The following is a 24,790-nucleotide window of genomic DNA, read 5'->3' on the forward strand; positions in this document are numbered from 1 at the left end:
GGGACATAAGTACACACTCTGGGCTAGGCGGGGATTCTAACCCTTATGCAGACATGGCCGACACCCAAATGCCCGATTGAAATCGGACTAAATGTGGGAGGGGGCTTGCTCCCGATAGCAGTGGATCAGTCAGCTCATCTGTTTCTGACATACCGCTATCGGGAGCAAGCCCCCTCCCACATGTCCGGCGGCGCGCTCAGTAACTACACAACACGGTATACTCCCGCTCTTTTTTCCGGAGCGACGTCATGTCCCTGCCAAGCCTGCGTCTCAAAGCCAACGCCGATCGTCGTTTGCGCAACGGCCACCTGTGGGTCTACAGCAACGAAATCGACGTGGCCGCCACCCCACTCCATGGCTTCCAGGCAGGTGACCAGGCTATCCTGGAAGCGGCCGGCGGCAAGACCCTCGGCATCGTGGCCATGAGCCCGAACAACCTGATCTGCGCCCGCCTGCTGTCGCGCGACATCAAGTTGCCGCTGGACAAGTCGCTGCTGGTGCACCGCATCAACGTCGCCCTGTCGCTGCGTGATCGCCTGTTCGACAAGCCGTTCTATCGCTTGGTCTACGGTGATTCCGACCTGCTGCCAGGTTTGGTGGTCGACCGTTTCGGCGACATCCTCGTCGTGCAGATCGCCTCGGCGACCATGGAAGCCCATAAAGAAGACGTGATCGCCGCGCTGACCCAAGTGCTCAAGCCGAGCGGCATCCTGTTCAAGAACGATTCCGCCGCGCGCGACGCCGAAGGCCTCAACCGCTACGTCGAAACCGTGTTCGGCCTGGTGCCGGAGTGGGTAGCGCTGGAAGAAAACGGCGTGAAATTCGAAGCCCCGGTGATCCAGGGCCAGAAAACCGGCTGGTTCTATGACCACCGCATGAACCGCGCACGCCTGGCGCCGTATGCCAAGGGCAAGCGCGTACTCGACCTGTACAGCTACATCGGCGGCTGGGGCGTGCAAGCTGCCGCTTTCGGCGCCAGTGAAGTGTTCTGCGTCGACGCCTCCGCCTTCGCCCTCGATGGCGTCGAGCGCAATGCCGCGCTGAACGGCGTCGCCGAGAAAATGACCTGCATCGAAGGCGACGTGTTCGAAGCGCTCAAGGAACTCAAAGCCAGCGAAGAACGCTTCGACGTGATCGTCGCCGACCCGCCGGCCTTCATCAAACGCAAGAAAGACATGAAAAACGGCGAAGGCGCCTACCGCCGCCTGAACGAGCAAGCCATGCGCCTGCTCAGCAAGGACGGCATCCTGGTCAGCGCCTCGTGCTCCATGCACCTGCCCGAAGACGACCTGCAAAACATCCTGCTGACCAGCGCCCGCCACCTGGACCGCAATATCCAGATGCTCGAACGCGGCGGCCAGGGCCCGGACCACCCGGTGCACCCGGCGATTGTCGAGACGCGCTATATCAAGAGCATTACCTGCCGGTTGTTGCCGAACAGCTAAGACCGAAACCTCCCTGTAGGAGCGAGCTTGCTCGCGAAAAACTCATACACGACGCGGGCTACCTGATAGCGCTGCGTTATCGTTGACGTTCTTCGCGAGCAAGCTCGCTCCTACAAGTGAAGGTGCGTCATATCCAGATGGCATCCCATAGCGGGTATTGACCAATGTGCTCGACCAAACCAGCACGCAAAGGATTCGCGACGATATAGCGGGCCATTGCTTTCAAGTCCTCCTCGCGACGCAGTGCCCGATCGAAATAGCCTTTTTGCCAAAGCGTCCCGTAAGAACCCCTCGCACTGTTTATCGCGCGGGCACTTCGCGACTTGGTTATTCGCATCAACCTTGGCAAGTCGCCATTGTGCAGTTCGACCAACCAATGAAAATGGTCAGGCATCACGACCCAGGCCAGCGAGGTCGCCTCACCGTCTTCCTGAGCTTTCCTGAATTCGCTGACGAGCAGGCGACCCGTGCGCCAGTCCTGAAAAATTGATTGTCGTTGGTAGGTAACAGCCGTGATCAGGTACACGCGGCCCGATTCTGAATAGCGCCCAGTGCGCAGCCGATGAGCATTTTGCTGGGTGGACATTCCTTCGTCCTCTTCTGTGATTGGAAGAGAAACGGTAGGAGCCGAAGCGTCGACTAGCCTGTAAACAATAGTTCTGAATATGTCTTGCCCCTGTAGGAGCGAGGCGGGCGGCTAGCCCTTGCTCGCGAAAAACCACAAGCGACGCGAGCTGCCTGACAGCACTGCGTTATCGTTGACGTTTTTCGCGAGCAAGCTCGCTCCTACAGGAAGACGGTGTAGAATCGGCCCTATTCATCGCCAGTCATCCCCCGGCGGGTTTATGAGCTCGAGGCCCCAGCACGCGGCGATCCCGCGACGCGAGTGGCAACTTCCGGACACACGGCCATTTTCTGAGTGTTCCAGACGTCTATAGAAGCTCACTCCCCTTTAGCACCTGATTAGTAAGTGATTAGCCGCCCGGAGTGCTCCATGCCAGATTACCGCTCGAAAACATCCACCCACGGCCGCAACATGGCCGGCGCGCGCGCACTGTGGCGTGCCACGGGGATGAAAGATGACGACTTCAAGAAGCCGATCATCGCGATTGCCAACTCGTTCACCCAGTTCGTCCCCGGCCACGTCCACCTCAAGGACCTGGGCCAATTGGTCGCCCGCGAGATCGAACGCGCCGGCGGCGTGGCAAAGGAATTCAACACCATCGCCGTGGACGACGGCATCGCCATGGGCCATGACGGCATGCTGTACTCGCTGCCGAGCCGCGAGATCATCGCCGACTCCGTGGAGTACATGGTCAACGCCCACTGCGCCGACGCCATCGTGTGCATCTCCAACTGCGACAAGATCACCCCCGGCATGCTGATGGCCGCCCTGCGCCTGAACATCCCGGTGATCTTCGTCTCCGGCGGCCCGATGGAAGCCGGCAAGACCAAGCTTGCCTCCCACGGCCTCGACCTGGTCGACGCCATGGTCATCGCCGCCGATTCCAGCGCTTCTGACGAGAAGGTCGCGGAATACGAGCGCAGCGCCTGCCCGACCTGCGGTTCATGCTCTGGCATGTTCACCGCCAACTCGATGAACTGCCTGGTGGAAGCCCTGGGCCTGGCCTTGCCGGGCAACGGTTCGACGCTGGCCACCCACAGCGACCGTGAGCAACTGTTCCTGCAGGCCGGCCGCACCATCGTCGAGCTGTGCAAGCGCTACTACACCGAGAACGATGAGTCGGTATTGCCGCGCAATATCGCCAACTTCAAGGCGTTCGAAAACGCCATGACCCTGGACATCGCCATGGGCGGTTCCACCAACACCATCCTGCACTTGCTGGCCGCCGCCCAGGAAGCCGAGATCGATTTCGATCTGCGCGACATCGACCGTCTGTCCCGTCACGTGCCGCAACTGTGCAAGGTCGCGCCGAACATCCAGAAGTACCACATGGAAGACGTGCACCGCGCCGGCGGGATCTTCTCGATCCTGGGCTCCCTGGCCCGTGGCGGCCTGCTGCACACCGACCTGCCGACCGTGCACAGCACGTCCCTGGCCGAAGGCATCGCCAAGTGGGACATCACCCAGACTGACGACGAAGCCGTGCACACCTTCTTCAAGGCAGGCCCTGCAGGCATTCCGACCCAGACCGCGTTCAGCCAGTCGACCCGTTGGGACACTCTGGATGACGACCGTGAAAACGGCTGCATCCGCAGTGTCGAGCACGCCTATTCCCAGGAAGGCGGCCTGGCCGTGCTATACGGCAACATCGCCCTCGACGGTTGCGTGGTGAAAACTGCCGGTGTGGACGAGTCCATCCACGTATTCGAAGGCCGCGCCAAGATCTACGAAAGCCAGGACAGCTCGGTGCGCGGCATCCTGGCCGACGAAGTCAAAGAAGGCGACATCGTAATCATCCGCTACGAAGGCCCCAAAGGCGGCCCGGGTATGCAGGAAATGCTTTACCCAACTTCGTACCTCAAGTCCAAAGGCCTGGGCAAAGCCTGCGCCCTGCTCACCGATGGCCGCTTCTCCGGCGGCACCTCGGGCCTGTCCATCGGCCACGCTTCGCCGGAAGCCGCTGCCGGCGGCGCGATCGGCCTGGTGCAGGATGGTGACAAAGTGCTGATCGACATCCCGAACCGTTCGATCAACCTGTTGATCAGCGATGAAGAACTGGCCGCACGCCGGGTCGAGCAGGACAAGAAAGGCTGGAAGCCGGTGGAGAAGCGTCCGCGCAAAGTCACGACCGCGTTGAAAGCTTATGCCCTGTTGGCGACCAGTGCCGATAAAGGCGCTGTGCGTAACAAGGCGATGCTCGACGGCCTGTAATCGTCGCCCATGAAAATGCCCCGCACTTGGCGGGGCATTTTTTTGCCTGGAGATAACCCCCAAGACCGATGAAGATCAAATGTGGGAGGGGGCTTGCTCCCGATAGCAGAGTGTCAGGCAATATATGAGCTGCCTGACCCACCGCTATCGGGAGCAAGCCCCCTCCCACATTTTCTTTGACCGCGCTCAGCCTGTTACTGAATATCCTCCGGCTTGACGATCACCCAATTCTTGTCCGCCGTCACCGGCAACCCTTCCTTGGCCTGCGCCGCCGCATGCTTGGCCATCATGCCGTTGAGCTGAGTCATGTATTTGTCTTTGCGGTTGATCCACAAATGGATGCCACCCTTGGCCACGTCTACATCGTGGAACAGCATGTAACCGTCGCTGGTCGGGGTGTCGCCGCCGACGATAACCGGTTTTTTCCACTCGTCGATGTACGTGAGGATCGCCGCATGTTTGCCGGCCATCCAGGTCGCCGGGGTCCACAGGTACGGCGTCAGTTCCAGGCCGAGGTTGGCCTTCTCGTCGTACTTGCCGGCAGCGATCTGTTTGCGCGCGGTGGTCAGTTCGCCCGTTTTGCGGTCCTTGAGCAGAGTGGTCACGCCGATGACATTTTCGGGTTTGACGTTGTAGCCGTACTTCGGATCGGCGGCGACCATGCGCACCAGTTCCTCCGAGGCAGCAGTCATCACATACACGTCGATGCCGTTTTCCATCAGCTTGTTGTACAGCTCGGCCTGGCCGGTGAAGACTTTCGGTGGCTGCACTTCGGACTTCTTCACTGCGTCGCCTTCAAAATAGGTGACGGGCACAGGCTTGCCGGAGGCCATCAGCTCGTCGACCTGAACCTTGAGTTCCTTGAGGGTGAAGCCTGAAAACACCTGGGCCACCCACGGGTAGCACACCATGTCGTCCACTTCGCAGAGGCGATAGTAGTAGCTGAACAGGCTTTCCTTGTGGTCGGCGGTGTCTTTGAACGGCATCAGCTTGAGCGAAGGGTCGAGGCTGTCGCGGGTGATCAGGCCCTTGTTCTCCATGTACGGCAGCAAGGATTCTTCAAGGTCGTAGCGGTAGCTGGTGTTGTCCATGTCGAACACCGCGAAATTGCCCTTGTTGGCATTGGCAGCGATCATCTCGTTCAATTGTTTGGCGGCAGGCGCCGGCCAGTGTTTCAACTCGGTGGCGGCCAGCGCCTGGCTGGCGAGCCCAAGGCAGAGAGCGGCGGCAAGCAATTTCGGCGCGAGCTTCATAAGCGTTCCTTCCTGAGTGAAAGACATCGACGCTAACAAATCTGTGTGACAGTCCTCGCGTTGAGCACGACGGCCTGCGTCCTGATTCCGCCAAGGGCATACGCGGCAGCGTCAAACGCTTATTCCAAAAACGACAGTGACCATTCCATATCGGTATTAAATCAATATATTTCAAGCTGTTAGGCTTTCCGGTTCGCAATCGCAGGCTCACGCGATTGGCTGCCTTCTCAACGGAGCTTCAATGAATCTTCCCCTGATTCTCAACTTACTGGTGTTCGTGGCCCTGTTGCTGGGCCTGGCACAAACCGGCCGTACCCACTGGAGCCTTGCCAAGAAGGTGTTATTCGCCCTGGTGCTTGGCGTGGTATTCGGTGTGGTGTTGCACGCCATCTATGGCGCCGGCCACCCGGTGCTCAAGGCTTCCATCGGCTGGTTCGACCTGGTCGGCAACGGCTATGTGCAACTGCTGCAAATGATCGTGATTCCGCTGGTGTTCGCCTCGATCCTCAGTGCCGTGGCGCGTCTGCACAATGCTTCGTCCCTGGGCAAGATCAGCTTCCTGACCATCGGCACCCTGCTGTTCACCACCGCGATTGCCGCGCTGATCGGTATCGGCCTGACCAACCTGTTCGGCCTGACTGCCGAAGGCCTGGTCGCCGGCACCCAGGAAATGGCGCGCCTGCAAGTGATCCAGAACGATTACGCGGGCAAGGTCGCCGACCTGAATATCCCGCAATTGCTGCTGTCATTCGTGCCGGCCAACCCGTTCGCCGACCTGGCCCGGGCCAAGCCGACGTCGATCATCAGCGTGGTGATTTTCGCCGCGTTCCTGGGGGTTGCCGCGCTGCAACTGCTCAAGGATGACGTGGAAAAAGGCCAGAAAGTGCTCAATGCCATCGACACCCTGCAAGCCTGGGTGATGCGCCTGGTGCGCCTGGTCATGAAGCTGACCCCGTACGGCGTACTGGCGTTGATGACCAAGGTGGTCGCCAGCTCCAACCTGCAGGACATCATCAAGCTCGGCAGCTTTGTTGTGGTGTCGTACCTGGCCCTGGGCCTGATGTTCGTGGTGCACGGCCTGTTGCTGTCGCTGGCCGGCATCAACCCGCTGCGCTTCTTCCGCAAAGTGTGGCCGGTGCTGACGTTTGCCTTCACCAGCCGCTCCAGCGCGGCCTCGATCCCCTTGAGCATCGAAGCGCAGACCCGTCGCCTGGGCATCCCGCAGTCAATCGCCGGTTTCGCCGCTTCGTTTGGCGCGACCATCGGCCAGAACGGCTGTGCCGGGCTCTATCCTGCGATGTTGGCGGTGATGGTGGCGCCGACTGTCGGCATCAACCCGCTGGATCCACTGTGGATCGCGACCTTGGTAGCCATCGTCACCCTGAGCTCGGCCGGTGTGGCGGGCGTGGGCGGCGGTGCGACCTTCGCGGCACTGATCGTGCTGCCGGCCATGGGCTTGCCGGTGTCACTGGTGGCGCTGCTGATCTCCGTGGAACCACTGATTGATATGGGCCGCACGGCGTTGAACGTGAATGGCTCGATGACGGCGGGGGCGATTACCAGCCAGCTTATGGGGCAGACGGATAAAGCGCTGCTGGATGCCGATGAGCATGCTGAGTTGGCGCAGGCCTGATAGGACGCTATCGGGGGCAAGCCCCCTCCCACACTTTGATTTGTGAATACATTCAAATGTGGGAGGGGGCTTGCCCCCGATGCTTTTAGGCCTGTTCCCAAACTTCGAAGTTGTAAGCCGGTTTATCACCCTCTGCCGGGTTCTCCAGATTCGACACCAACTTCCACTGGCTCTGATCAAACTCCGGAAACCACGCATCCCCTTCCGGGCTCAACGCCACCCGCGTCAAGTAAAGGCGATCGGCATGTTCCAGCCCCTGCGCATACAGTTGCGCACCGCCGATCAGCATCAGCTCATCCACGCCCTGCTCCAGTGCCCACGCCTCGGCGCGTTCAACCGCAGCTTCCAGTGACGCAAATACTTGCGCACCTTCAAGCATCAGATCGGTCTGACGGCTGACCACTATATTCAGGCGCCCCGGCAACGGTCGGCCCAGGGAATCCCAGGTCTTGCGCCCCATGATGATCGGCTTGCCGAGGGTGGTGGCCTTGAAATATTTGAAATCCCCCGGCAAATGCCAGGGCATGCTGTTGTCGACGCCGATCACGCGGTTTTCACCGAGGGCTGCGATCAGGCTTAGAGGGAGAGTTTTTTTCATGGCGACGAGAATACCAGAGCTGCGAGTCAGCGGTTATGCTCCAACCTCACGAACACAACAGGATGGCGCGTGACTGCACTGAACCCGCTGCACACACTCTGGCTGACCGAAACCGTGCGCCTGCGCGAAGAACACGCCGGCCCCCTGGAAGACCTCGAAGCCAACCGCCTGGCCCGCTCGGCCGGTGGCGACCTGCCAACGCGTATCGCGCAGCGTGCGCTGCACTTGGCAGAACGCGACGGCCTGACCGGCGCGCTCAGTCGCTGGCTGCAAGGCGCGCGCCTGGCCGTGGTACTGCTGGCGATAGTCGCAGTTATCAGCGGCGCCGGCCTGGCGTTTGCCGCGCTGGGCAACGGCGTTACCCCGGTGAATGTGTTCTGGGCCCTGGGCAGCCTGCTCGGCCTGAACCTGATCCTGCTGCTCAGTTGGGCCCTGGGCCTGGTGTTTGCCGGCGAACACAGCGCCAGCCTCGGTCGCCTGTGGCTGTGGCTCAGCGAAAAACTTGCGCGCGACGCCAAGGCCGCGCAGCTGGCACCGGCACTGCTACTGTTGCTGCAGCGCCATAAACTCAACCGTTGGGCGGTTGGTGTGCTGGTCAACAGCCTGTGGTTGCTGGCATTGCTCAGCGCCCTGCTGGTTTTACTGATGCTGCTCGCCACCCGGCGTTACGGCTTCGTGTGGGAAACCACCATCCTGGGAGCGGATACCTTCATCGCCGTCACTCAGGCCCTTGGCACACTGCCCGCCCTGCTCGGCTTCAACGTACCGACGGTCGAGATGATCCGCGCCAGCGGCGACTCCGCACTGAATATCGAAAGCGCCCGCCAGGCCTGGGCCGCCTGGTTGGTGGGGGTGTTGCTGGTCTACGGGGTGCTGCCCCGGCTGGTCCTCGCACTGCTGTGCCTGTGGCGCTGGAAACGTGGGCGCGCGGCCTTGGGCCTGGACCTCACCCAGCCCGGCTATGCCCAACTGCGCGAGCGCCTGATGCCGAGCAGCGAGCGGCTGGGGGTCAACGATGCGGCGCCGGAACACCTGCACCAGGTGGCGGGCGGCGTCAGTGAGCTGCACAGCGACGGCGCGCTGCTGGTTGCCATCGAACTGGACGAGCAGCGCCCCTGGCCGCCCAAACTGCCCGGCACGGTCAAGAACGCCGGCATTCTCGACAGCCGTGAATCGCGCAACAGACTGCTGGAGCAGCTCACACGCTTCCCGCCCGCGCGCCTGGCCATCGCCTGCGACCCGCGTCGCTCGCCCGACCGTGGCAGCCTGGCGCTGATCGCCGAACTGGCGCGCAGTGCCGCGGCCACACGGGTGTGGCTGCTGCAAGCGCCGCCCGGCCAGGCGCTGGATGCCGAGCGCCTGGGCGACTGGCACAGCGCGCTGCAACAGCTTGAGCTGCCCTTCGCCGACTGCGCACCGTTGAACTGGTTGGAGAGCGGTCATGACTAAACCCCTGAAGCTCGCCGTAGTCGGCCATACCAACGTGGGCAAGACCTCACTGCTGCGCACCCTGACCCGCGATGTCGGCTTTGGCGAAGTCTCCCATCGCCCCAGCACCACGCGGCATGTCGAAGGTGCGCGCTTATCGGTGGACGGCGAAGCCTTGCTGGAGCTGTACGACACACCCGGCCTGGAAGACGCCATCGCCCTGCTCGACTACCTGGAACGCCTCGACCGCCCCGGCGAACGCCTGGATGGCCCGGCCCGCCTGACGCGGTTCCTGGAAGGCAGCGAAGCGCGCCAACGCTTCGAACAGGAAGCCAAGGTGCTGCGCCAACTGCTGGCCTCGGATGGCGGCCTGTACGTGATCGACGCCCGCGAACCGGTACTGGCCAAGTACCGCGACGAGTTGCAGGTGCTGGCCAGCTGCGGCAAACCCTTGCTGCCGGTGCTCAATTTCGTCAGCAGCAGCGAGCACCGCGAACCCCAGTGGCGTGAAGCCCTGGCTCGCCTTGGCCTGCATGCGCTGGTGCGCTTTGACAGCGTGGCGCCGCCGGAAGACGGCGAACAGCGGTTGTATGAAAGCCTGGCCCTGCTGCTGGAAAACGCACGGCCGCAGTTGGAGCGGTTGATCCTCGACCAGCAAGCCCAACGCCAGGCGCGCCAGCAAAGCGCCGCACGCTTGATCGCCGAATTGTTGATCGACTGCGCAGCGTGCCGGCGTAGCGTAATGACCGCAGATGAGCCGCACGCGATCAGCGAACTGCGCAAGGCCGTGCGCCAACGCGAACAAAAGTGTGTGGATTCCCTGCTCAAACTGTTCGGCTTCCGCCCGCAGGACGCCGCCGCCAGCGACCTGCCGCTGCTGGACGGACGCTGGGGCGACGACCTGTTCAACCCCGAAACCCTCAAACAGCTTGGGGTGCGCGTAGGTGGCGGGATCGCCGCAGGCGCGGCAGCCGGCGCGGGCGTGGACCTGTTGGTCGGCGGCTTGACCCTCGGCGCCGCCGCCATCGCCGGTGCGATTGCCGGTGGCGCGCTGCAGACCGCGCGCAGTTATGGCGGCCGCCTGCTCGGCAAAATCAAAGGCCAGCGCGAGCTGACCGTCGACGACAGCGTGCTGCGCCTGCTCGCCCTGCGCCAACGCCAGTTGCTCAAGGCCTTGAACCTGCGCGGCCATGCGGCGATGCACGGCATCAAGGTCGATACGCCCCAGGATAAAACCTGGCGCGAAGGCAAGCTGCCGGATGCCTTGAACAAAGCGCGCGCCTATCCGCAATGGTCATCGCTCAACCCCCACTCCAGGTTGAGCCAGGCCGAGCGTCAGGAGCAAATCGAGGCGCTGGCTCAGCGGTTGGACGAAGCCTGATCCGCCATTAGCGCGCCGGCCCCCACAGTGCCGTGATATTTCGCTCGGCCATGGCCGGCCCCACACTCATGCCCACACCGGTATGCATCAGCGCAATGCTGATGCCGGCAGCCGCCTGCACAAACGAAAACGGCGCGGGCCCACGCGAGCCATATACGCCCTGCCAACGCTCCAGCACCTGGAGTGTGCAGCCCAGGGTCTGCTCGGCCAGCTCGATCAGCCAGTCATCGACCTGCTCGGCGTTGAACGGCGAGGCATCGCTGCCGTAATCATGGGAATCGCCGATGATCAGGTCGCCATGGGGCGTAGGGCTGATCAGCAGGTGAATCCCGTGCTCATGCAGGTGCGGTGCTTCGCGCAGGATCTGCGCCTGCACCGGCGCCGCTTGCGGCAAGTCGGCGAACGCGCCGTAATGCACGCAACTGAGGCCGGTCAACACGGCGTGCTGCAGGTTCAGCTCAAGCGCCGGCCGTGCGCGTAGCATTTGCAGGCGGCACACCTGTGGATTGAGCGCAGCGATCGATTCGGCCAGCAGGGTCTGGTAGTCGTGCCCGGAACAGACAATGATCTGCTCGCCGCGAAAACGCCCCGCCGTGCTGTGCAACTGGCCCGGCTCGACGTGGCGCACCAGGGTCGAAAAGTGAAATTCCACGTTCAGTTCCTGGGCCAGGTAGTTGATCAGCGCCGGGATCGCTTCGCGCGAATACAGTTGCTGATCGTCCTTGCCATGCAGCGCGGCGCGGTGATGGCGGAACTGGCCGCCGTACAGGTCGTTCAACGCCGCGCCTTGCAGCAACGCCACGTTGTAGCCGTGCTCGCGGGCACGCCCGGCGCAGAAGGCTTCGAGCAGGTGCTCTTCGGCTTCGGTACGGGCGAACAGGTAGGAGCCATTGCGCTTGAGCTGAAAGCCGGCGACCTGCGCCCAGTGTGCCCAGATATCGCGGCTTTGCCGCGCCAGGTCGAGCATCGGCCCCGGCGGTTGGCCGGTGACCAGCGCCTGGCCGAAGTTGCGCACAGACGCGCCCAGCGGGGTAGCGCTGCGTTCGAAAACCTTGACCTTGAGCCCGCGCCTGGCAGCGGCGTATGCATGGGAGAGGCCGAGAATGCCGGCGCCGACAATTAACAGATCACTACTCATACTGTCCTCTCGTTCCCGCGCTCCGCGTGGGAATTCATCCAGTGACGCTCCGCGTCACGACCTTCAAGAGCGGACGCGGAGCGTCCGGAGCGGCGTTACCACGCGGAGCGTGGGAACGATCGGTACCCTTACTGCCCCGCCACCTTCTCCGACTTGCCGTCATAGCGCTTGCGCCATTGCGCCAGGATGCTGTCGCGGTTCTTCGAGGCCCAGGCAAAGCCGTTCTTGATCAACCGCTGCTCGTAATCGGCGGGCAATTCGGTCTGCGGCTTGGCAATCCCTGGCTGGGCCAGTACCGCGAAGTTGTCCTTGTACAGCTCCATCGCCGCCGGGCTGGCGGAGAAGTCCGCGAGTTTCCTGGCCGCATCGGCGTGGGCCGTGCCCTTGAGCACCGCCGTCGCCTCGATTTCCCAGCCCAGGCCTTCCTTCGGCAGGATGATGTCCAGCGGCGCCCCCTGGCGCTTGAGCTGTACGGCCGGGTATTCAAACGAAATACCAATCGGAAACTCCCCGGACGCCGCCAGCCTGCACGGCTTGGAGCCGGAGTGAACGTACTGGCCGATGTTCTGGTGCAGCTCGTCCATGTACTGCCAGCCCTGCTGCTCACCAAAGGTTTGCAACCAGGCGCTTACGTCCAGAAAGCCGGTACCGGAGGACGCCGGGTTGGGCATCACGATCTTGCCCTTGTACTCAGGCTTGGTCAGGTCCTGCCAACTCACCGGTTTGCTCAGGCCCTGTTTCTCGGCTTCGACGGTGTTGAAGCAAATGGTCGCCGCCCACACATCCATGCCGACCCAGGCCGGTGGGGTGGCGGCGTCGCGGTAGTTTTTGCCGATCTTGTCCAGGTCCTTCGGCGCGTAACGATCGAGCATGCCTTGTTGATCGAGGATCGCCAGGCTGGAGGCGGCCAGGCCCCACACCACGTCGGCCTGCGGGCGGTCCTTTTCAGCCAACAGCTTGGCGGTGATGATGCCGGTGGAGTCGCGCACCCACTTGATCTGGATATCCGGGTTGGCCTGCTCGAAGGCCTTTTTGTAGGTCTTCAACTGCTCGGCTTCAAGGGCCGTGTACACGGTCAACTCGGTGTTGGCGAAGGCATTCAGGCTGAATGCGGTGAGTACGGCAGCGACCAGCGCCAGTGGCTTGAACATCGAATACCTCCTTTGAAGGATCATTGCCCGGGCGCGGTCTGGCGCCAGGCTTGGGAGCGGCGCAAGGCGCCACGTGAGGCCCACGCCAGCAGCAGCGAGACGCTGCCTGAGGTGAACAGGATCAGGGTCGACATGGCCGCAGCGCCGCCCACATTGCCGGCATCGTCCATGTTCAAGACGGCGACGGCGGCGAGGATGGTGTCGGGGCTGTAGAGAAAGATCGCAGCGGAGACGGTGGTCATCGCCGACACGAACAGGTAACGCAGAATATCCAGCAGCGCCGGCAGGCAGATCGGTACCGTCACTTTCAAGTAGTGGCGGTAGAGCGGCGCCTTGAGGGACAACGCGGCGGCTTCGAATTCCACGTCCAGTTGGCGCAGCGCAGTGGTGGCGGTCATTTGCGCAGTGGTCAGATAGTGAGCAATGGTGCACACCACCAGCAGTGCCATGCTGCCGTAGAACACATGCAGCGGGTTGCCGCCGAGGTTGAAAAAAAACACGTAGCCCAGGCCCAGCACCAGGCCCGGTACGGCCATCGGCACAAAGCTGAGCAGGCGCAGGGCCAGGTTCAGGCTCGGTTGACCCTTGGTTTTTTCCATCAGGTAGGCGCCGGTGAAGATCAGCACACTGCCGATCAACGCCGTGCACAGCGCCATGGTCAGGCTGTTGCGATAGGCCAGCCAGCCGCCGCCGGCAGTGTCTTCGAACTGGTAGTGGTTCAAGGACAGCGACAGGTTGTAGGGCCAGAACTTGACCAGCGAGGAATACACCGCCATGCCGAACACCAGCAGCAGCGCCGCGCAGATCAGCAGCACGATAGCCAGATAGCAGCCATCCCTGGAACGCGATGGCAGTGGTTGAAAGACCTGGGCACGGCCGCTCATGGCGTCGCCGTGACGGCGCCGCAGCCACGCATCCACACCAAAGCTGAACAGCGCCGGCAACAGCAGCACCATGCCGATCAACGCACCGCGGCCGAACTGCTGCTGGCCGACCACCGCCTTGTAGGCTTCCAGCGCCAGCACCTGGTAGTCCCCGCCCACCACCACGGGCACGCCGAAGTCGGTGATGGTCAAGGTGAACACCAGGCAAAGTGCCGCGAACACCGCCTGGCGCGTGGCCGGCCAGGTAATGCTGCGAAACGCTCGGGCCGGGCTGGCGCCCATGCTTGAGGCCGCGTCGAACAAGCGCGCATCCGCCAGCGACAAGGCCGACAGCAGAATCATCAGGGCGTGTGGGAAGGTGTAAATCACCTCACCCAGCACAATGCCCCAGAAGCCGTAGATGTTGTCCGAGAGCAACCCGCGCAACAGACCCTGGTTGCCGAACAGATACACCAGTGCAATGCCCGGCAACATCGATGGCGCCATCAAGGGCAGCAGCGACACGCCGCGCCAGATCGCCTTGCCGGGGATCAAGGTACGCTGCAGCGCGTAGGCAAACAGATAGGCCAGCGGTACGACGATGGCCGCGACGCTCAGGGAAACTTTCAGGCTATTGCCGAGCAACCAGTGGAAGTTGGCACTGGTCAGCAGCTCGCGTGCAGCGATCAACCCGCCGCCCTGCCCGGCTTCGCTGCTGAAGCCACGCCAGAAAATCGCCAGCAGCGGCAGCAACACCGCCACGACCAACAGGCCCAGCCACACTAATTTGCCGCCGACCACAAACAGGCGGTCGCCCGTTTCAGCCCGGGAAACCGCGCGCGGCAGTGTCATCGCCGTCTTCATGACCATCTCAGGCGAACACCTGCAAGCTGCGCGGCGGCAGGGCCACCAGAATTTCCTGGGCCCCCAGGCGCGGCATGGCTTCCGGCGCCAGCTCGGCCAGCAGCGGGTGGCCCGGCAACTGCTCCAGCTCAAAACTCATGCGGCAGCGATTACCCAAGAAGGTGATCTCGCGGACTTTGGCCGGGAACAGGTTTTCCTCATGCACCGGCGGGTTCACGCTGATCGCTTCCGGGCGGCAGAACAGCCGGCCGGACTTGGCGATGCCGGCGTCATCGGCCAGGCGCACATTCATCCCACCGACCTGGGCATGGCTGGCGCTGTTGCGGCTGAACGGCAGCCAGTTGCCCTGGCCGACGAACTCCGCCACGAACGGCGTGGCCGGGCGGTCATAGATTTCCTGCGGCGTGGCGTACTGCTCGACCTTGCCGTTGTGCATGACCGCGATGCGGTCGGCCATCAACATGGCTTCGTCCTGGTTGTGGGTGACCATCAGCGTGGTGATGCCCAGGCGGCGTTGGAGTTGGCGCAGCTCGGTGCATAGATGCTCGCGCACCCGCGCGTCGAGGGCCGACATGGGTTCATCCAACAGCAATAACGAAGGCGCCGGCGCCAGGGCCCGCGCCAGCGCGACACGTTGCTGCTGGCCCCCGGACAGCTGGCCGGGGAATTTCTTTTCGCTGCCGAGCAGGCCGACCAATTCGAGCATTTGCCCGACACGCTTGCGCACCTCATCACGGCCGCAGCCGGCGAGGCCGTAGCCGATGTTCGCTTCAACGGTCAGGTTGGGAAACAGCGCGTAGGACTGGAACAAAATGCCGTAGTCCCGCGCCTGGGGCGGCAGCCGGGAAACATCGCGGTCACCCAGGTAAAGTTCGCCGCTGTCCTGGCGCTCAAGCCCGGCGATGCAGCGCAGCAACGTGGTTTTACCGCAGCCGGACGGGCCCAGCAGGCACACCAGCTCGCCAGCGGCGACGTCCAGGGACACGTTGTCCAACGCGGTAAAGGCGCCGAAGCGTTTCTGGATACCGCGCACCTTTATCGGCGCGCCGGGTTGGGTCAGGGCTGTGTTCATGGTGGCACCTCATCGAACTGATGGGGCCATGCTAGGGAAGGAATGCGTCGTTGGTGTGGCAGGGAGGCTAAAGGGGGTGATAGTGGTATTGGTGGATTTGTGTAGGATTCATAGAAATGTGGTGCCGGGTCCCGATCGTTCCTACGCTCCCGCGTAGGAATGCAGCCCGTGACGCTCTGCGTCACCTGTGGGCGGCAGTGACGGGACGCGGAGCGTCCCAGGAGGCATTCCCACGCGGAGCGTGGGAACGATCAGCTCGCTCCTACAAGGGTGACATTTCCTGGGCCAGGCCAAGGAAAGCCGCCGGCAACCGGGCACCTTTACGCTCCTTGAGGCAGTACAGATACTCCGGAATCTGCGGCGCATTCTCGAGGGTCAGCACCTTCAGCTGTGGATCATGCGGCACTTCGTGGCGTGCGATGATGCTGATGCCGATATTGCGCAGCACTGCCTCGCGAATCGACTCACGGCTGCCAATCTCCAGCAACGGCCCGTACCCCACGCCCGCGTTCTTCAGCATCTCTTCCGTCAGCCTGCGGGTGGTAGAACCCGCTTCACGCATCAGCAAGGTATGCCCGATGAGCGCGCTCAACGGTACGTGATCAAGCTTGGCCAACGGGTGATTGCGGTGTACCGCCAACACCAGCGGGTCCGTGCCCAGCACGCGGCGCACCAGACGCGGGTCTTCCACTAACTGCGACGAGGCGGCGACGTCGACGCGGTAGTCGTCCAGCGCTTCGAGCACCTGCTGGGAATTGCCGATTTCCACCGACACCTCTACGTGCGGCAGGCGTTCGCGAAAGGCTTTGACCAGGTCCAGAATGTAGTACGGCGCGGTGGCGGCAATCCGTAAGGCGCCCTGGACCTGGCCGTTGTTGCGCAGGAAAAACTCGATGTCCGCTTCCTGCTGCAACAGCGCCTTGACCATCGGCAACAGCCGCGCGCCTTCATCGCTGACGGTCAGGCGGCGGCCGCCACGGTAGAACAGTTCAACGCCGTAGTGGCTTTCCAGGTTGCGGATCTGGGTAGTGACCGTGGGCTGGCTCAGGCCGAGCTTTTTCGCTGCCTGGGTAATGCTGCCCAGGCGGGCGACCATGAAAAACGCCTTCAGCTCAGCACTCAGCACACCACCCTCTCATCGTCTATTTGCGCAACAGGCGCAGGCCATTGAACACCACCAGCAGGCTGACCCCCATGTCGGCAAACACCGCCATCCACATCGTCGCCATGCCCAGGAAGGTGACCGCCAGGAAGATGGCCTTGATCACCAGCGCCAGGACGATGTTCTGCTTGAGGATACTCGACGTTTGCCTGGAGAGCCGAATGAATGCCGGGATCTTGCGCAGATCATCGTCCATCAGCGCGACATCGGCGGTCTCGATGGCGGTGTCGGTGCCTGCGGCGGCCATGGCAAAGCCGATTTCGGCGCGAGCCAGGGCCGGGGCGTCGTTGATGCCGTCGCCGACCATGCCGACGCGGTGGCCTTGGCCGTAGAGCGTTTCAATGGCGTGCAGTTTATCGGTGGGCAACAGGTCGCCCTGGGCCTGGTCGATACCGACCTGGGCGGCAATCGCTTGGGCGGTGTGGGTGTTATCGCCGGTGAGCATCAGGGTCTTGACGCCCAGTTCGTGCAGTTGCCGGATGGCTTCGCGGCTGCTGTCCTTGACCGTGTCGGCTACGGCGAACAGGGCCAGCGGGCCTGACTTGTCGAGCAGCAGCACCACGGACTTGCCTTGTTTTTCCAGGGCGAAGAGTTTCTCTTCCAGGGCCGGCGAGCACAGCCCGAGGTCTTCCACTAGACGGTGGTTGCCCAGGTGGTAGGTTTCGCCGTTTATGTCTCCGCGCACGCCACGACCGGGCAATGCCGCGAAGTTATCCACAACGTAGGACGCCAGGTTTTTATCCACCGCCGCGTTGGCGATCGCCAGGGAGACCGGGTGGTCGGAACGGCCGGCCAAACTCGCGGCCAGCGCCGGCGCGCTGTCCTGCACCGTGGCGAACAGCGGCAAGTAGTCGGTTTGCACTGGCTTGCCGTGGGTGATGGTGCCGGTCTTGTCCAGGGCGAGGTAGTTGAGCTTGTAACCGCCCTCCAGGTACACGCCGCCCTTGATCAGGATGCCTTTGCGCGCCGCCGCCGCGAGGCCGCTGACAATGGTCACCGGGGTGGAAATCACCAAGGCGCACGGGCAGGCGACCACCAGCAACACCAGGGCGCGGTAGATCCAGTCGAACCAGACGCCCGCCATGAACAGCGGCGGTATGACCGCCACGCCCAGGGCAAACAGGAACACCGCGGGTGTATAGACCTTGGAGAAGCGGTCGACAAAACGCTGGGTCGGTGCCCGCGAGCCCTGGGCCTGCTCCACCGCGTGAATGATCCGCGCCAACGTGGAATTGTTGGCCGCTGCGGTCACCTTGTATTCCAGGGAACCGGCCTGGTTGATCGTACCGGCGAAGACTTTATCGCCCAGGTTTTTTTCGATCGGCAGGCTTTCACCGGTGATCGGCGCCTGGTCGACCGTGGATTGACCGGCAGTCACCTCACCGTCCAGGCCAATGCGTTCGCCAGGCTTTACCCGCACGATGGCGCCTAAATCAATACTTTTGACCTCTTGCTCCAGCCATGAACCGTCCGCCTGGCGCACCGTGGCCTGCTCCGGGGTCATCTGCATCAAGCCGCTGATGGCATTGCGCGCACGGTCCAGGGACTTGGCCTCGATCAACTCGGCCACGGTAAACAGGAACATCACCATCGCCGCTTCCGGCCATTGGCCGATCAGCACGGCGCCGGTCACGGCGATACTCATCAGCGCGTTGATGTTCAGGTTCAGGTTTTTCAGGGCAATCCAGCCCTTTTTGTAGGTGGTGAGGCCACCGCTGAGAATCGACACCAGCGCCACCAGGGCGATCACCCAGGTCGGCGCCACGCCCGTGAAATGCAGGACTTCCGCGCCCAATGCCCCCACGCCCGAGACTGCCAGCGGCCACCAGTGCTTCTTGGCGGGCGGCGCGGCGGCGGGGGTGCCTTCTTCGATAGGGTCGGCCTGCATGCCGATGGATTTGATGGCATCGATGATCGGCGCAGTGCTCGGCAAGTCATGGGTGACGCCGAGGATGCGGTTGATCAGGTTGAATTCCAGCTGCTGCACCCCGGCGAGCTTGCCCAGTTTGTTCTGGATCAGCGTTTGTTCGGTGGGGCAGTCCATCGCTTCGATGCGAAAGGTGCTCAGGCGCGAGCCGGCGGTGGGAGCGTCGCTCAGCTGTACTTTTGCAGGCGCCGGGGTGCCGGAGCAGCACCCGCCGCCGTGGTCGTGCGCGGGCTTGAGCGTTTGCTCGCCGTGATCATGCTCGTGATCGTGCTTATGCGGGGTGTGGAGGGAATCGCTCATGCTGTCGCGTCCGTAGATGTGCCTGTTGCCAAGTAAAGACCCTGTAGCCACTATAGGGTCAAGCACCCATTTAGAGATTGCTGCGATGAAGATCGGCGAACTGGCCAAACTGACCGACTGCCCGGTGGAAACCATCCGTTATTACGAGAAGGAAAGCCTGCTGCCACCCCCGGCGCGCACTGACGGCAACTACCGGGTGTACACCCAGGCGCACACCGAGCGGCTGATCTTTATCCGCAACTGCCGCAGCCTTGACATGACCCTGGAAGAAATCCGCAGCCTGCTCAGCCTGCGTGACAGCCCACAGGATCAATGCGAAAGCGTGAATGCGTTGATCGACGAACATATCCACCATGTGAAAGCGCGGATCGATGGGCTGCTGGCGTTGCAGGAGCAATTGCTGGACTTGCGCCAGCGCTGTGGCGGCGGGGCGCAATGCGGGATCTTGCAGCGCTTGGAGGTCAGCGGCAGCGTGCAGGCCAGCGAGGCCGAGCCGTCGCATGTGGGCAGAAGCCACGGGCATTAGACTTAAGTGAACGCGGACCAAATGTGGGAGGGGGCTTGCCCCCGATTACGGTGTGTCAGCCATAGAAATGCTGGCTGATCCACCGCTATCGGGGGCAAGCCCCCTCCCACATTTAGATCAGGACAGACTTCAGATCGCCACGTCAGCCTTGATGCTTGGGTCGGCGTCGTAGCCGACGACTTCAAAGTCTTCGAACTTGTAGTCGTAGATCGACGCAGGCTTACGCTTGATCACCAGTTCCGGCAGCTTTTTCGGCGTGCGCGCGAGCTGGGTCTGGATCTGCTCCATGTGGTTGCTGTACGCATGGGTGTCGCCGGTGGTGACGATGATCTCGTGGGGGATCAGGTCGCACTGCTGGGCCAGCATGTGGGTCAGCAACGCCAGGGCGGCAGTGTTATAGGGCAGGCCGAGGAATACATCGGAGCTGCGGATGTATAACTGCATCGACAGATGGCCATCATGCACAAAGGCCTGGTACAGCAGGTGGCACGGTGGCAAGGCCTGCTTGCCGTTGCGCGCGTTTTCCTGGGGGCTCTTGGTTTCATCCGGCAGGTATTCGACGTTCCAGCCGTGGAACAGGATGCGGCGGCTGTTGGGGTTGGTCTTCAACGTCTCGACCATGTAGTCGATCTGGTTGATCTTGCCGCCGTCCTTGGTCGGCCAGGCGGTCCACTGCTCGCCGTACACCGGGCCCAGGTCGCCGTCTTCGGTGGCCCATTCATCCCAGATACGCACGCCGTTTTCGTTGAGCCACTTGATGTTGGTGTTGCCGCTCAACATCCAGATCAGTTCGTTGGCGATGCTTTTGAAATGCAGCTTCTTGGTGGTCAGCAGCGGGAAGCCATCGGCCAGGTTATGCCGATACTGACGGGCGAACACGGCCTTGGTGCCGGTGCCGGTACGATCGCCCTTGGTCAGGCCATTGGTCACGACGTCGTGCAGGAGTTCGAGGTATTGCTTCATGTGGGTACCCGTATCGTTGAAGCCGAGGCGCGCACGCCTCGGCGTTCGAATTTAAAGCGCGGTGCTCTTGATGCCTTGTGGGCGGTTGTAAGCCCACCACAGCAGGCCCAGGCCGACCAGGATCATCGGGATGCTGAGCACCTGCCCCATGGTCAACCAGCCCCACGCCAGGTAGCCCAACTGCGCATCCGGTACGCGCACGAACTCGACGATGAAGCGGAAGATCCCGTAGAACAGCGCGAACATCCCCGACACGGCCATGGTTGGGCGTGGCTTGCGCGAGAAGATGTACAGGATGAGGAACAATGCCACACCTTCCAGGGCGAACTGGTACAGCTGCGACGGATGGCGCGGCAGTTGCGCCGGGTCGCTGAACGGCGGGAAAACCATGGCCCACGGCACATCGGTCGGCTTGCCCCACAGCTCAGCGTTGATGAAGTTACCGATACGCCCAGCGCCCAGGCCAATCGGCACCAGCGGCGCGACGAAGTCCATCAGCTGGAAAAACGACTTGCCGTTGCGCCGGCCAAACCACCAGGCGGCGATCATCACGCCGATAAACCCGCCGTGGAACGCCATGCCGCCCTTCCACACCTCAAAGATCAGCGTCGGGTTGGCGATGTAGGCCGACAGATCGTAGAACAGCACATACCCGAGTCGCCCACCGACAATGACCCCCATCGACAACCAGAACACCATGTCGGAGAGTTTCTCCTTGGTCCAGGTCGGGTCGAAACGGTTCAGGCGCCGGGACGCCAGCAGCCAGGCACCGCCGATGCCGATCAGGTACATCAACCCATACCAATGGATTTTCAGCGGACCGATGGCCAGGGCCACCGGGTCGATCTGCGGGTAAGGCAGCATTGCGACTCCTCGTTAAAACATTTAGTCATGACGCACCGGACCATGCCGATGCGCGATTAAGCCTGCGTTACAGCTGCGAGATCAAATTAAGAAGTTCACATACACACCAAACAGCCCGGCATGTTAACGGATGGAAGGTGCGCGGCCCAACTTCGTTACGATGGAACGCCCGCGGTTCTGTGGGTAGAGTGAGGAAAAAACACACAAGGGATCGCCCGATGTGCCTGATTGTTTTTGCCTGGCGGCCGGGCCATGCCCAGCCGCTGATCGTCGCGGCCAACCGTGATGAATTCTACGCCCGGCCCAGCCTGCCGCTGGCTCAATGGCCGGATGCACCACAGGTCTTTGCCGGCCGCGATCAGGAAGCGGGCGGCACTTGGCTGGGGGTCAACGCCGAGGGGCGCTTCGCCGCGCTCACCAATATCCGCGACCCGCACCAGCCGCCGTCACGCAAGTCCCGGGGTGAGCTGGTGGCGCGCTTTCTCAGTGGTTCGCTGCCGATTGACGATTATTTGGCGGAAGTTAACGGTCGTTCGATTGAATACGCCGGGTTTAATCTATTAGTGGGCACGCGGGATGAGCTTTGGCACTACAACGCCAATAAGACCGAGCCGACGCGTTTGGAGGCGGGCGTGTACGGTTTATCCAATGCCGGCTTGGATACGCCCTGGCCGAAGCTGCTCAAGGCCAAGGCGGCACTCGTTGAAATCCTCGACGATCCACAGCCGGACGCGTTGCTGGGGATCTTGAGTGACCCGCAGACCGCACCGTTTGCTGAACTGCCGGATACCGGCGTCGGCTTGGCGACGGAGAGTTTGCTGTCGAGTGTGTTTATCGCCAGCCCGAGTTACGGGACGCGGGCAAGCACAGCGTTGATCGTGAATGCCGACGGGACGCGGCGGATGGTGGAGCGCAGTTTCGGGCCGCAGGGTGGGCGGTTGGGCGAGGTCGAGCTCAATCTCTAACCCCACCGAAAATCAAATGTGGGAGGGGGCTTGCTCCCGATTGCGGTGTGTCAGCTAAACATGTGCTGACAGTTACACCGCTATCGGAAGCAAGCCCCCTCCCACATTTTGATTGGCGCCAGGATTTAGAGGGTTTTCGCCGAGGCCGGATTGATCATCCGCGTCAGCCCCAAATTCTTCAGCGCCAATTGCAGCGAGCTGTGGATAACTTGCGGGTTGTCGATGGTCATCAGTTCGGCCAGCAAATCCTTGGCCATGCTCAATTCAACCTGGCGCAGCATCCATTTCACTTTGGGCAAGTTGGTGGCGTTCATCGACAGGCTGTCAAAGCCCATCGCCATCAACAGCACCGCCGCCGCCGGGTCGCCGGCCATTTCACCGCAGATACTCACCGGCTTGCCTTCGGCATGGGCGTCGCGCACCACATGCTGCAGCGCTTGTAGCACGGCCGGGTGCAGGTAGTCGTACAGGTCGGCTACCCGCGGGTTGTTGCGGTCCACAGCGAGCAGGTATTGGGTCAGGTCGTTAGAGCCTACCGACAGGAAGTCCACCTGCCGTGCCAGCTCCTTGGCCTGGTACACCGCCGCCGGGATTTCGATCATCACGCCAATTGGCGGCATCGGCACGTCGGCGCCTTCGTCGCGCACTTCGCCCCAGGCACGGTGGATCAGGTGCAAGGCTTCTTCCAGCTCGTGGGTGCCGGAGATCATCGGCAGCAGGATGCGCAAGTTATTCAGGCCTTCGCTGGCCTTGAGCATGGCGCGGGTCTGCACCAGGAAAATTTCAGGGTGGTCGAGGGTGACGCGAATCCCGCGCCAGCCGAGGAAGGGGTTGTCTTCCTTGATCGGGAAATACGACAGTGACTTGTCGCCGCCGATATCCAGGCTGCGCATGGTCACCGGCAACGGGTGGAAGGCCTGCAGTTGCTCGCGATAAATCGCCAGCTGCTCCTTCTCACTCGGGAAACGCTGGTTGATCATGAACGGTACTTCGGTGCGGTACAGCCCCACCCCTTCAGCGCCGCGCTGTTGCGCCCGCGCCACATCGGCCAGCAGGCCGGTGTTCACCAGCAGCGGCACGCGGTGGCCGTCGAGGGTCACGCACGGCAACTCGCGCAACGAGTCGAGGCCCAGCGCCAGTTGTTTCTCTTCCTCGACCACTTCGGCGTATTGCTTGCGCAGCAATTCGCTGGGGTTGGTAAAGACTTCGCCGCGATGACCATCGACGATCATGTCGATGCCATCCACCTTGGAATACGGCAGGTCCACCAAGCCCATCACCGTCGGAATGCCCATGGCGCGAGCCAGGATCGCAACGTGGGAGTTACCCGAGCCCAATACCGAGACCAGGCCGACCAACTTGCCCTCAGGCACTTCGCCGAGCATGGTGGCGGTCAGTTCTTCGCTGATCAGGATGGTGTTGTCGGGGTAGACCAGATTGGTGGTGCGGTCTTCCTGCAGGTAGGCCAGCAGACGGCGACCGAGGTCACGCACATCCGAGGCGCGCTCGCGCAGGTAAGCGTCGTCCATCAATTCGAAACGGTTGACGTGATCGGTAACCACTTGGCGCAGCGCGCCCTGGGCCCACTGGCCGGTCTTGATCACGGTCTTGACTTCATTACCCAGGGACGCGTCGTCGAGCATCATCTGGTACACGTCGAACAGCGCACGCTCTTCCGGGCGCAACTGGGTGGCCAGCTTGGTCGACAGGTTGCGCATGTCGGCGCGTACGCCTTCCAGGGCGGTCTTGAACAGTTTGATTTCAGCGTCGATGTCGTGAACGGTCTTGTCCGGTACCACATCGAGGTCGGCCGGTGGCAGCATGACCACCGCCGTACCGACGGCGGCCCCCGGCGAACCCGGCACGCCGACGAACTTGGCTTCCTGGATGCCCTTGCCCTGGCGACCCAGGCCGCGAATCGAGCCCGTGGCTTCGGCGTGGGCGATAACCCCGGCCAGCTGCGCGCTCATGGTCACCAGGAAGGCTTCTTCACCTTCGTCGAACTGGCGGCGTTCTTTCTGTTGGATGACCAGCACGCCGACGACGCGGCGGTGGTGAATGATCGGCGCGCCGAGAAACGAGGCGTAGCGCTCTTCGCCGGTTTCGGCAAAGTAGCGATAACGCGGGTGATCGGCCGCGTTTTCAAGGTTCAGGGGTTCTTCACGCGTCCCCACCAGGCCCACCAGACCTTCATTGGGTGCCATGCTGACTTTGCCGATGGAGCGCTTGTTCAAGCCCTCGGTGGCCATCAGCACAAAACGGTTGGTCTCGGGGTCCAGCAGGTAAACCGAGCAGACCTGGCTGCCCATGGCTTCCTTGACGCGCAACACAATAATCCCCAACGCCGCCTTGAGATCCTTGGCGGAGTTAACTTCCTGGACGATCTTGCGCAGCGTATTGAGCATGGCTCGGGGTCGAACT

The 24,790-nt window shown here is 62.4% G+C and carries 19 protein-coding genes; 7 read left to right on the top strand and 12 right to left on the bottom strand.

Annotation, left to right across the window (positions count from 1 at the left end; translation table 11 throughout):
* Window positions 1-248: 248 nt before the first annotated feature.
* Window positions 249-1,445 (top strand): class I SAM-dependent rRNA methyltransferase, encoded by a 1,197-nt coding sequence (locus C4J90_RS25190; RefSeq protein ID WP_053127951.1) that lies wholly within the window; start codon window positions 249-251, stop codon window positions 1,443-1,445.
* Window positions 1,446-1,572: 127 nt separating this feature from the next.
* Here C4J90_RS25190 and C4J90_RS25195 read toward each other — a convergent pair whose 3' ends face one another.
* The gene (locus C4J90_RS25195; protein ID WP_124364832.1) at window positions 1,573-2,031 is read right to left on the bottom strand and encodes a transposase; all 459 of its coding nucleotides are present in this window, start codon (window positions 2,029-2,031) and stop codon (window positions 1,573-1,575) included.
* 408 nt (window positions 2,032-2,439) lie between these two features.
* On the opposite strand from C4J90_RS25195, the gene ilvD reads away from it, so the two are divergent.
* Entirely contained in the window at window positions 2,440-4,281 is a 1,842-nt protein-coding gene (gene ilvD / locus C4J90_RS25200; RefSeq protein ID WP_057723488.1) for a dihydroxy-acid dehydratase, read from the top strand.
* Window positions 4,282-4,475: 194 nt separating this feature from the next.
* On the opposite strand, the gene C4J90_RS25205 is transcribed toward ilvD, so the two are convergent.
* Window positions 4,476-5,534 carry a haloacid dehalogenase-like hydrolase gene (locus C4J90_RS25205; protein WP_124421062.1) on the bottom strand — a complete coding sequence of 353 codons (1,059 nt, stop codon included), beginning with the start codon at window positions 5,532-5,534 and terminating at the stop codon, window positions 4,476-4,478.
* A 241-nt stretch (window positions 5,535-5,775) separates the two neighbouring features.
* Here C4J90_RS25205 and C4J90_RS25210 point away from each other — a divergent pair, with 241 nt between their 5' ends.
* A complete protein-coding gene (locus C4J90_RS25210; RefSeq protein WP_124421063.1) occupies window positions 5,776-7,167 on the top strand; it encodes an L-cystine transporter in 1,392 nt (463 codons plus the stop codon).
* Between the two features lie 85 nt (window positions 7,168-7,252).
* On the opposite strand, the gene C4J90_RS25215 is transcribed toward C4J90_RS25210, so the two are convergent.
* Window positions 7,253-7,765 (bottom strand): dihydrofolate reductase, encoded by a 513-nt coding sequence (locus C4J90_RS25215; RefSeq protein WP_124421064.1) that lies wholly within the window; start codon window positions 7,763-7,765, stop codon window positions 7,253-7,255.
* 69 nt (window positions 7,766-7,834) lie between these two features.
* Between C4J90_RS25215 and C4J90_RS25220 the strand changes: the two genes are divergently transcribed.
* Together C4J90_RS25220 and C4J90_RS25225 are read left to right on the top strand one after the other, a co-directional pair.
* On the top strand, window positions 7,835-9,214 hold the full coding sequence (locus tag C4J90_RS25220; protein ID WP_124421065.1) for a DUF2868 domain-containing protein: 1,380 nt from the start codon (window positions 7,835-7,837) through the stop codon (window positions 9,212-9,214).
* The gene (locus C4J90_RS25225) at window positions 9,207-10,574 is read left to right on the top strand and encodes a DUF3482 domain-containing protein (RefSeq protein WP_124372192.1); all 1,368 of its coding nucleotides are present in this window, start codon (window positions 9,207-9,209) and stop codon (window positions 10,572-10,574) included. The genes C4J90_RS25220 and C4J90_RS25225 overlap by 8 nt, the downstream gene beginning before the upstream one ends.
* Window positions 10,575-10,581: 7 nt before the next feature.
* Here C4J90_RS25225 and C4J90_RS25230 read toward each other — a convergent pair whose 3' ends face one another.
* From C4J90_RS25230 to C4J90_RS25260, 6 genes are all read right to left on the bottom strand, one after another.
* On the bottom strand, window positions 10,582-11,712 hold the full coding sequence (locus C4J90_RS25230) for a TIGR03364 family FAD-dependent oxidoreductase (protein ID WP_124421066.1): 1,131 nt from the start codon (window positions 11,710-11,712) through the stop codon (window positions 10,582-10,584).
* A 128-nt stretch (window positions 11,713-11,840) separates the two neighbouring features.
* Entirely contained in the window at window positions 11,841-12,863 is a 1,023-nt protein-coding gene (locus tag C4J90_RS25235; protein WP_124421067.1) for a putative 2-aminoethylphosphonate ABC transporter substrate-binding protein, read from the bottom strand.
* 20 nt (window positions 12,864-12,883) lie between these two features.
* A complete protein-coding gene (locus C4J90_RS25240) occupies window positions 12,884-14,590 on the bottom strand; it encodes a putative 2-aminoethylphosphonate ABC transporter permease subunit (RefSeq protein WP_124421068.1) in 1,707 nt (568 codons plus the stop codon).
* Window positions 14,591-14,597: 7 nt separating this feature from the next.
* The gene (locus C4J90_RS25245; protein WP_124421069.1) at window positions 14,598-15,662 is read right to left on the bottom strand and encodes a putative 2-aminoethylphosphonate ABC transporter ATP-binding protein; all 1,065 of its coding nucleotides are present in this window, start codon (window positions 15,660-15,662) and stop codon (window positions 14,598-14,600) included.
* A gap of 262 nt (window positions 15,663-15,924) precedes the next feature.
* Window positions 15,925-16,788, bottom strand: coding sequence for a LysR family transcriptional regulator (locus tag C4J90_RS25255; RefSeq protein ID WP_124421070.1), 864 nt, complete (start codon window positions 16,786-16,788; stop codon window positions 15,925-15,927).
* Window positions 16,789-16,804: 16 nt separating this feature from the next.
* Entirely contained in the window at window positions 16,805-19,051 is a 2,247-nt protein-coding gene (locus C4J90_RS25260) for a heavy metal translocating P-type ATPase (protein ID WP_124415846.1), read from the bottom strand.
* A gap of 85 nt (window positions 19,052-19,136) precedes the next feature.
* Between C4J90_RS25260 and cadR the strand changes: the two genes are divergently transcribed.
* Entirely contained in the window at window positions 19,137-19,577 is a 441-nt protein-coding gene (cadR, locus tag C4J90_RS25265) for a Cd(II)/Pb(II)-responsive transcriptional regulator (RefSeq protein ID WP_124364844.1), read from the top strand.
* A 129-nt stretch (window positions 19,578-19,706) separates the two neighbouring features.
* On the opposite strand, the gene C4J90_RS25270 is transcribed toward cadR, so the two are convergent.
* Both C4J90_RS25270 and lgt read right to left on the bottom strand, forming a co-directional pair.
* The gene (locus C4J90_RS25270; protein WP_124421071.1) at window positions 19,707-20,540 is read right to left on the bottom strand and encodes a thymidylate synthase; all 834 of its coding nucleotides are present in this window, start codon (window positions 20,538-20,540) and stop codon (window positions 19,707-19,709) included.
* Window positions 20,541-20,591: 51 nt separating this feature from the next.
* Window positions 20,592-21,404, bottom strand: a complete 813-nt coding sequence (lgt, locus tag C4J90_RS25275; protein WP_122542012.1) for a prolipoprotein diacylglyceryl transferase — start codon at window positions 21,402-21,404, stop codon at window positions 20,592-20,594.
* A gap of 218 nt (window positions 21,405-21,622) precedes the next feature.
* Between lgt and C4J90_RS25280 the strand changes: the two genes are divergently transcribed.
* A complete protein-coding gene (locus C4J90_RS25280) occupies window positions 21,623-22,369 on the top strand; it encodes an NRDE family protein (protein ID WP_124421072.1) in 747 nt (248 codons plus the stop codon).
* Window positions 22,370-22,494: 125 nt separating this feature from the next.
* Here the strand turns inward: C4J90_RS25280 and ptsP are convergent, their stop codons facing one another.
* A complete protein-coding gene (gene ptsP, locus C4J90_RS25285) occupies window positions 22,495-24,774 on the bottom strand; it encodes a phosphoenolpyruvate--protein phosphotransferase (RefSeq protein ID WP_124364847.1) in 2,280 nt (759 codons plus the stop codon).
* Between the last annotated feature and the right edge of the window lie 16 nt (window positions 24,775-24,790).

Source organism: Pseudomonas sp. R2-60-08W, from assembly GCF_003852335.1.
Lineage (GTDB): Bacteria > Pseudomonadota > Gammaproteobacteria > Pseudomonadales > Pseudomonadaceae > Aquipseudomonas.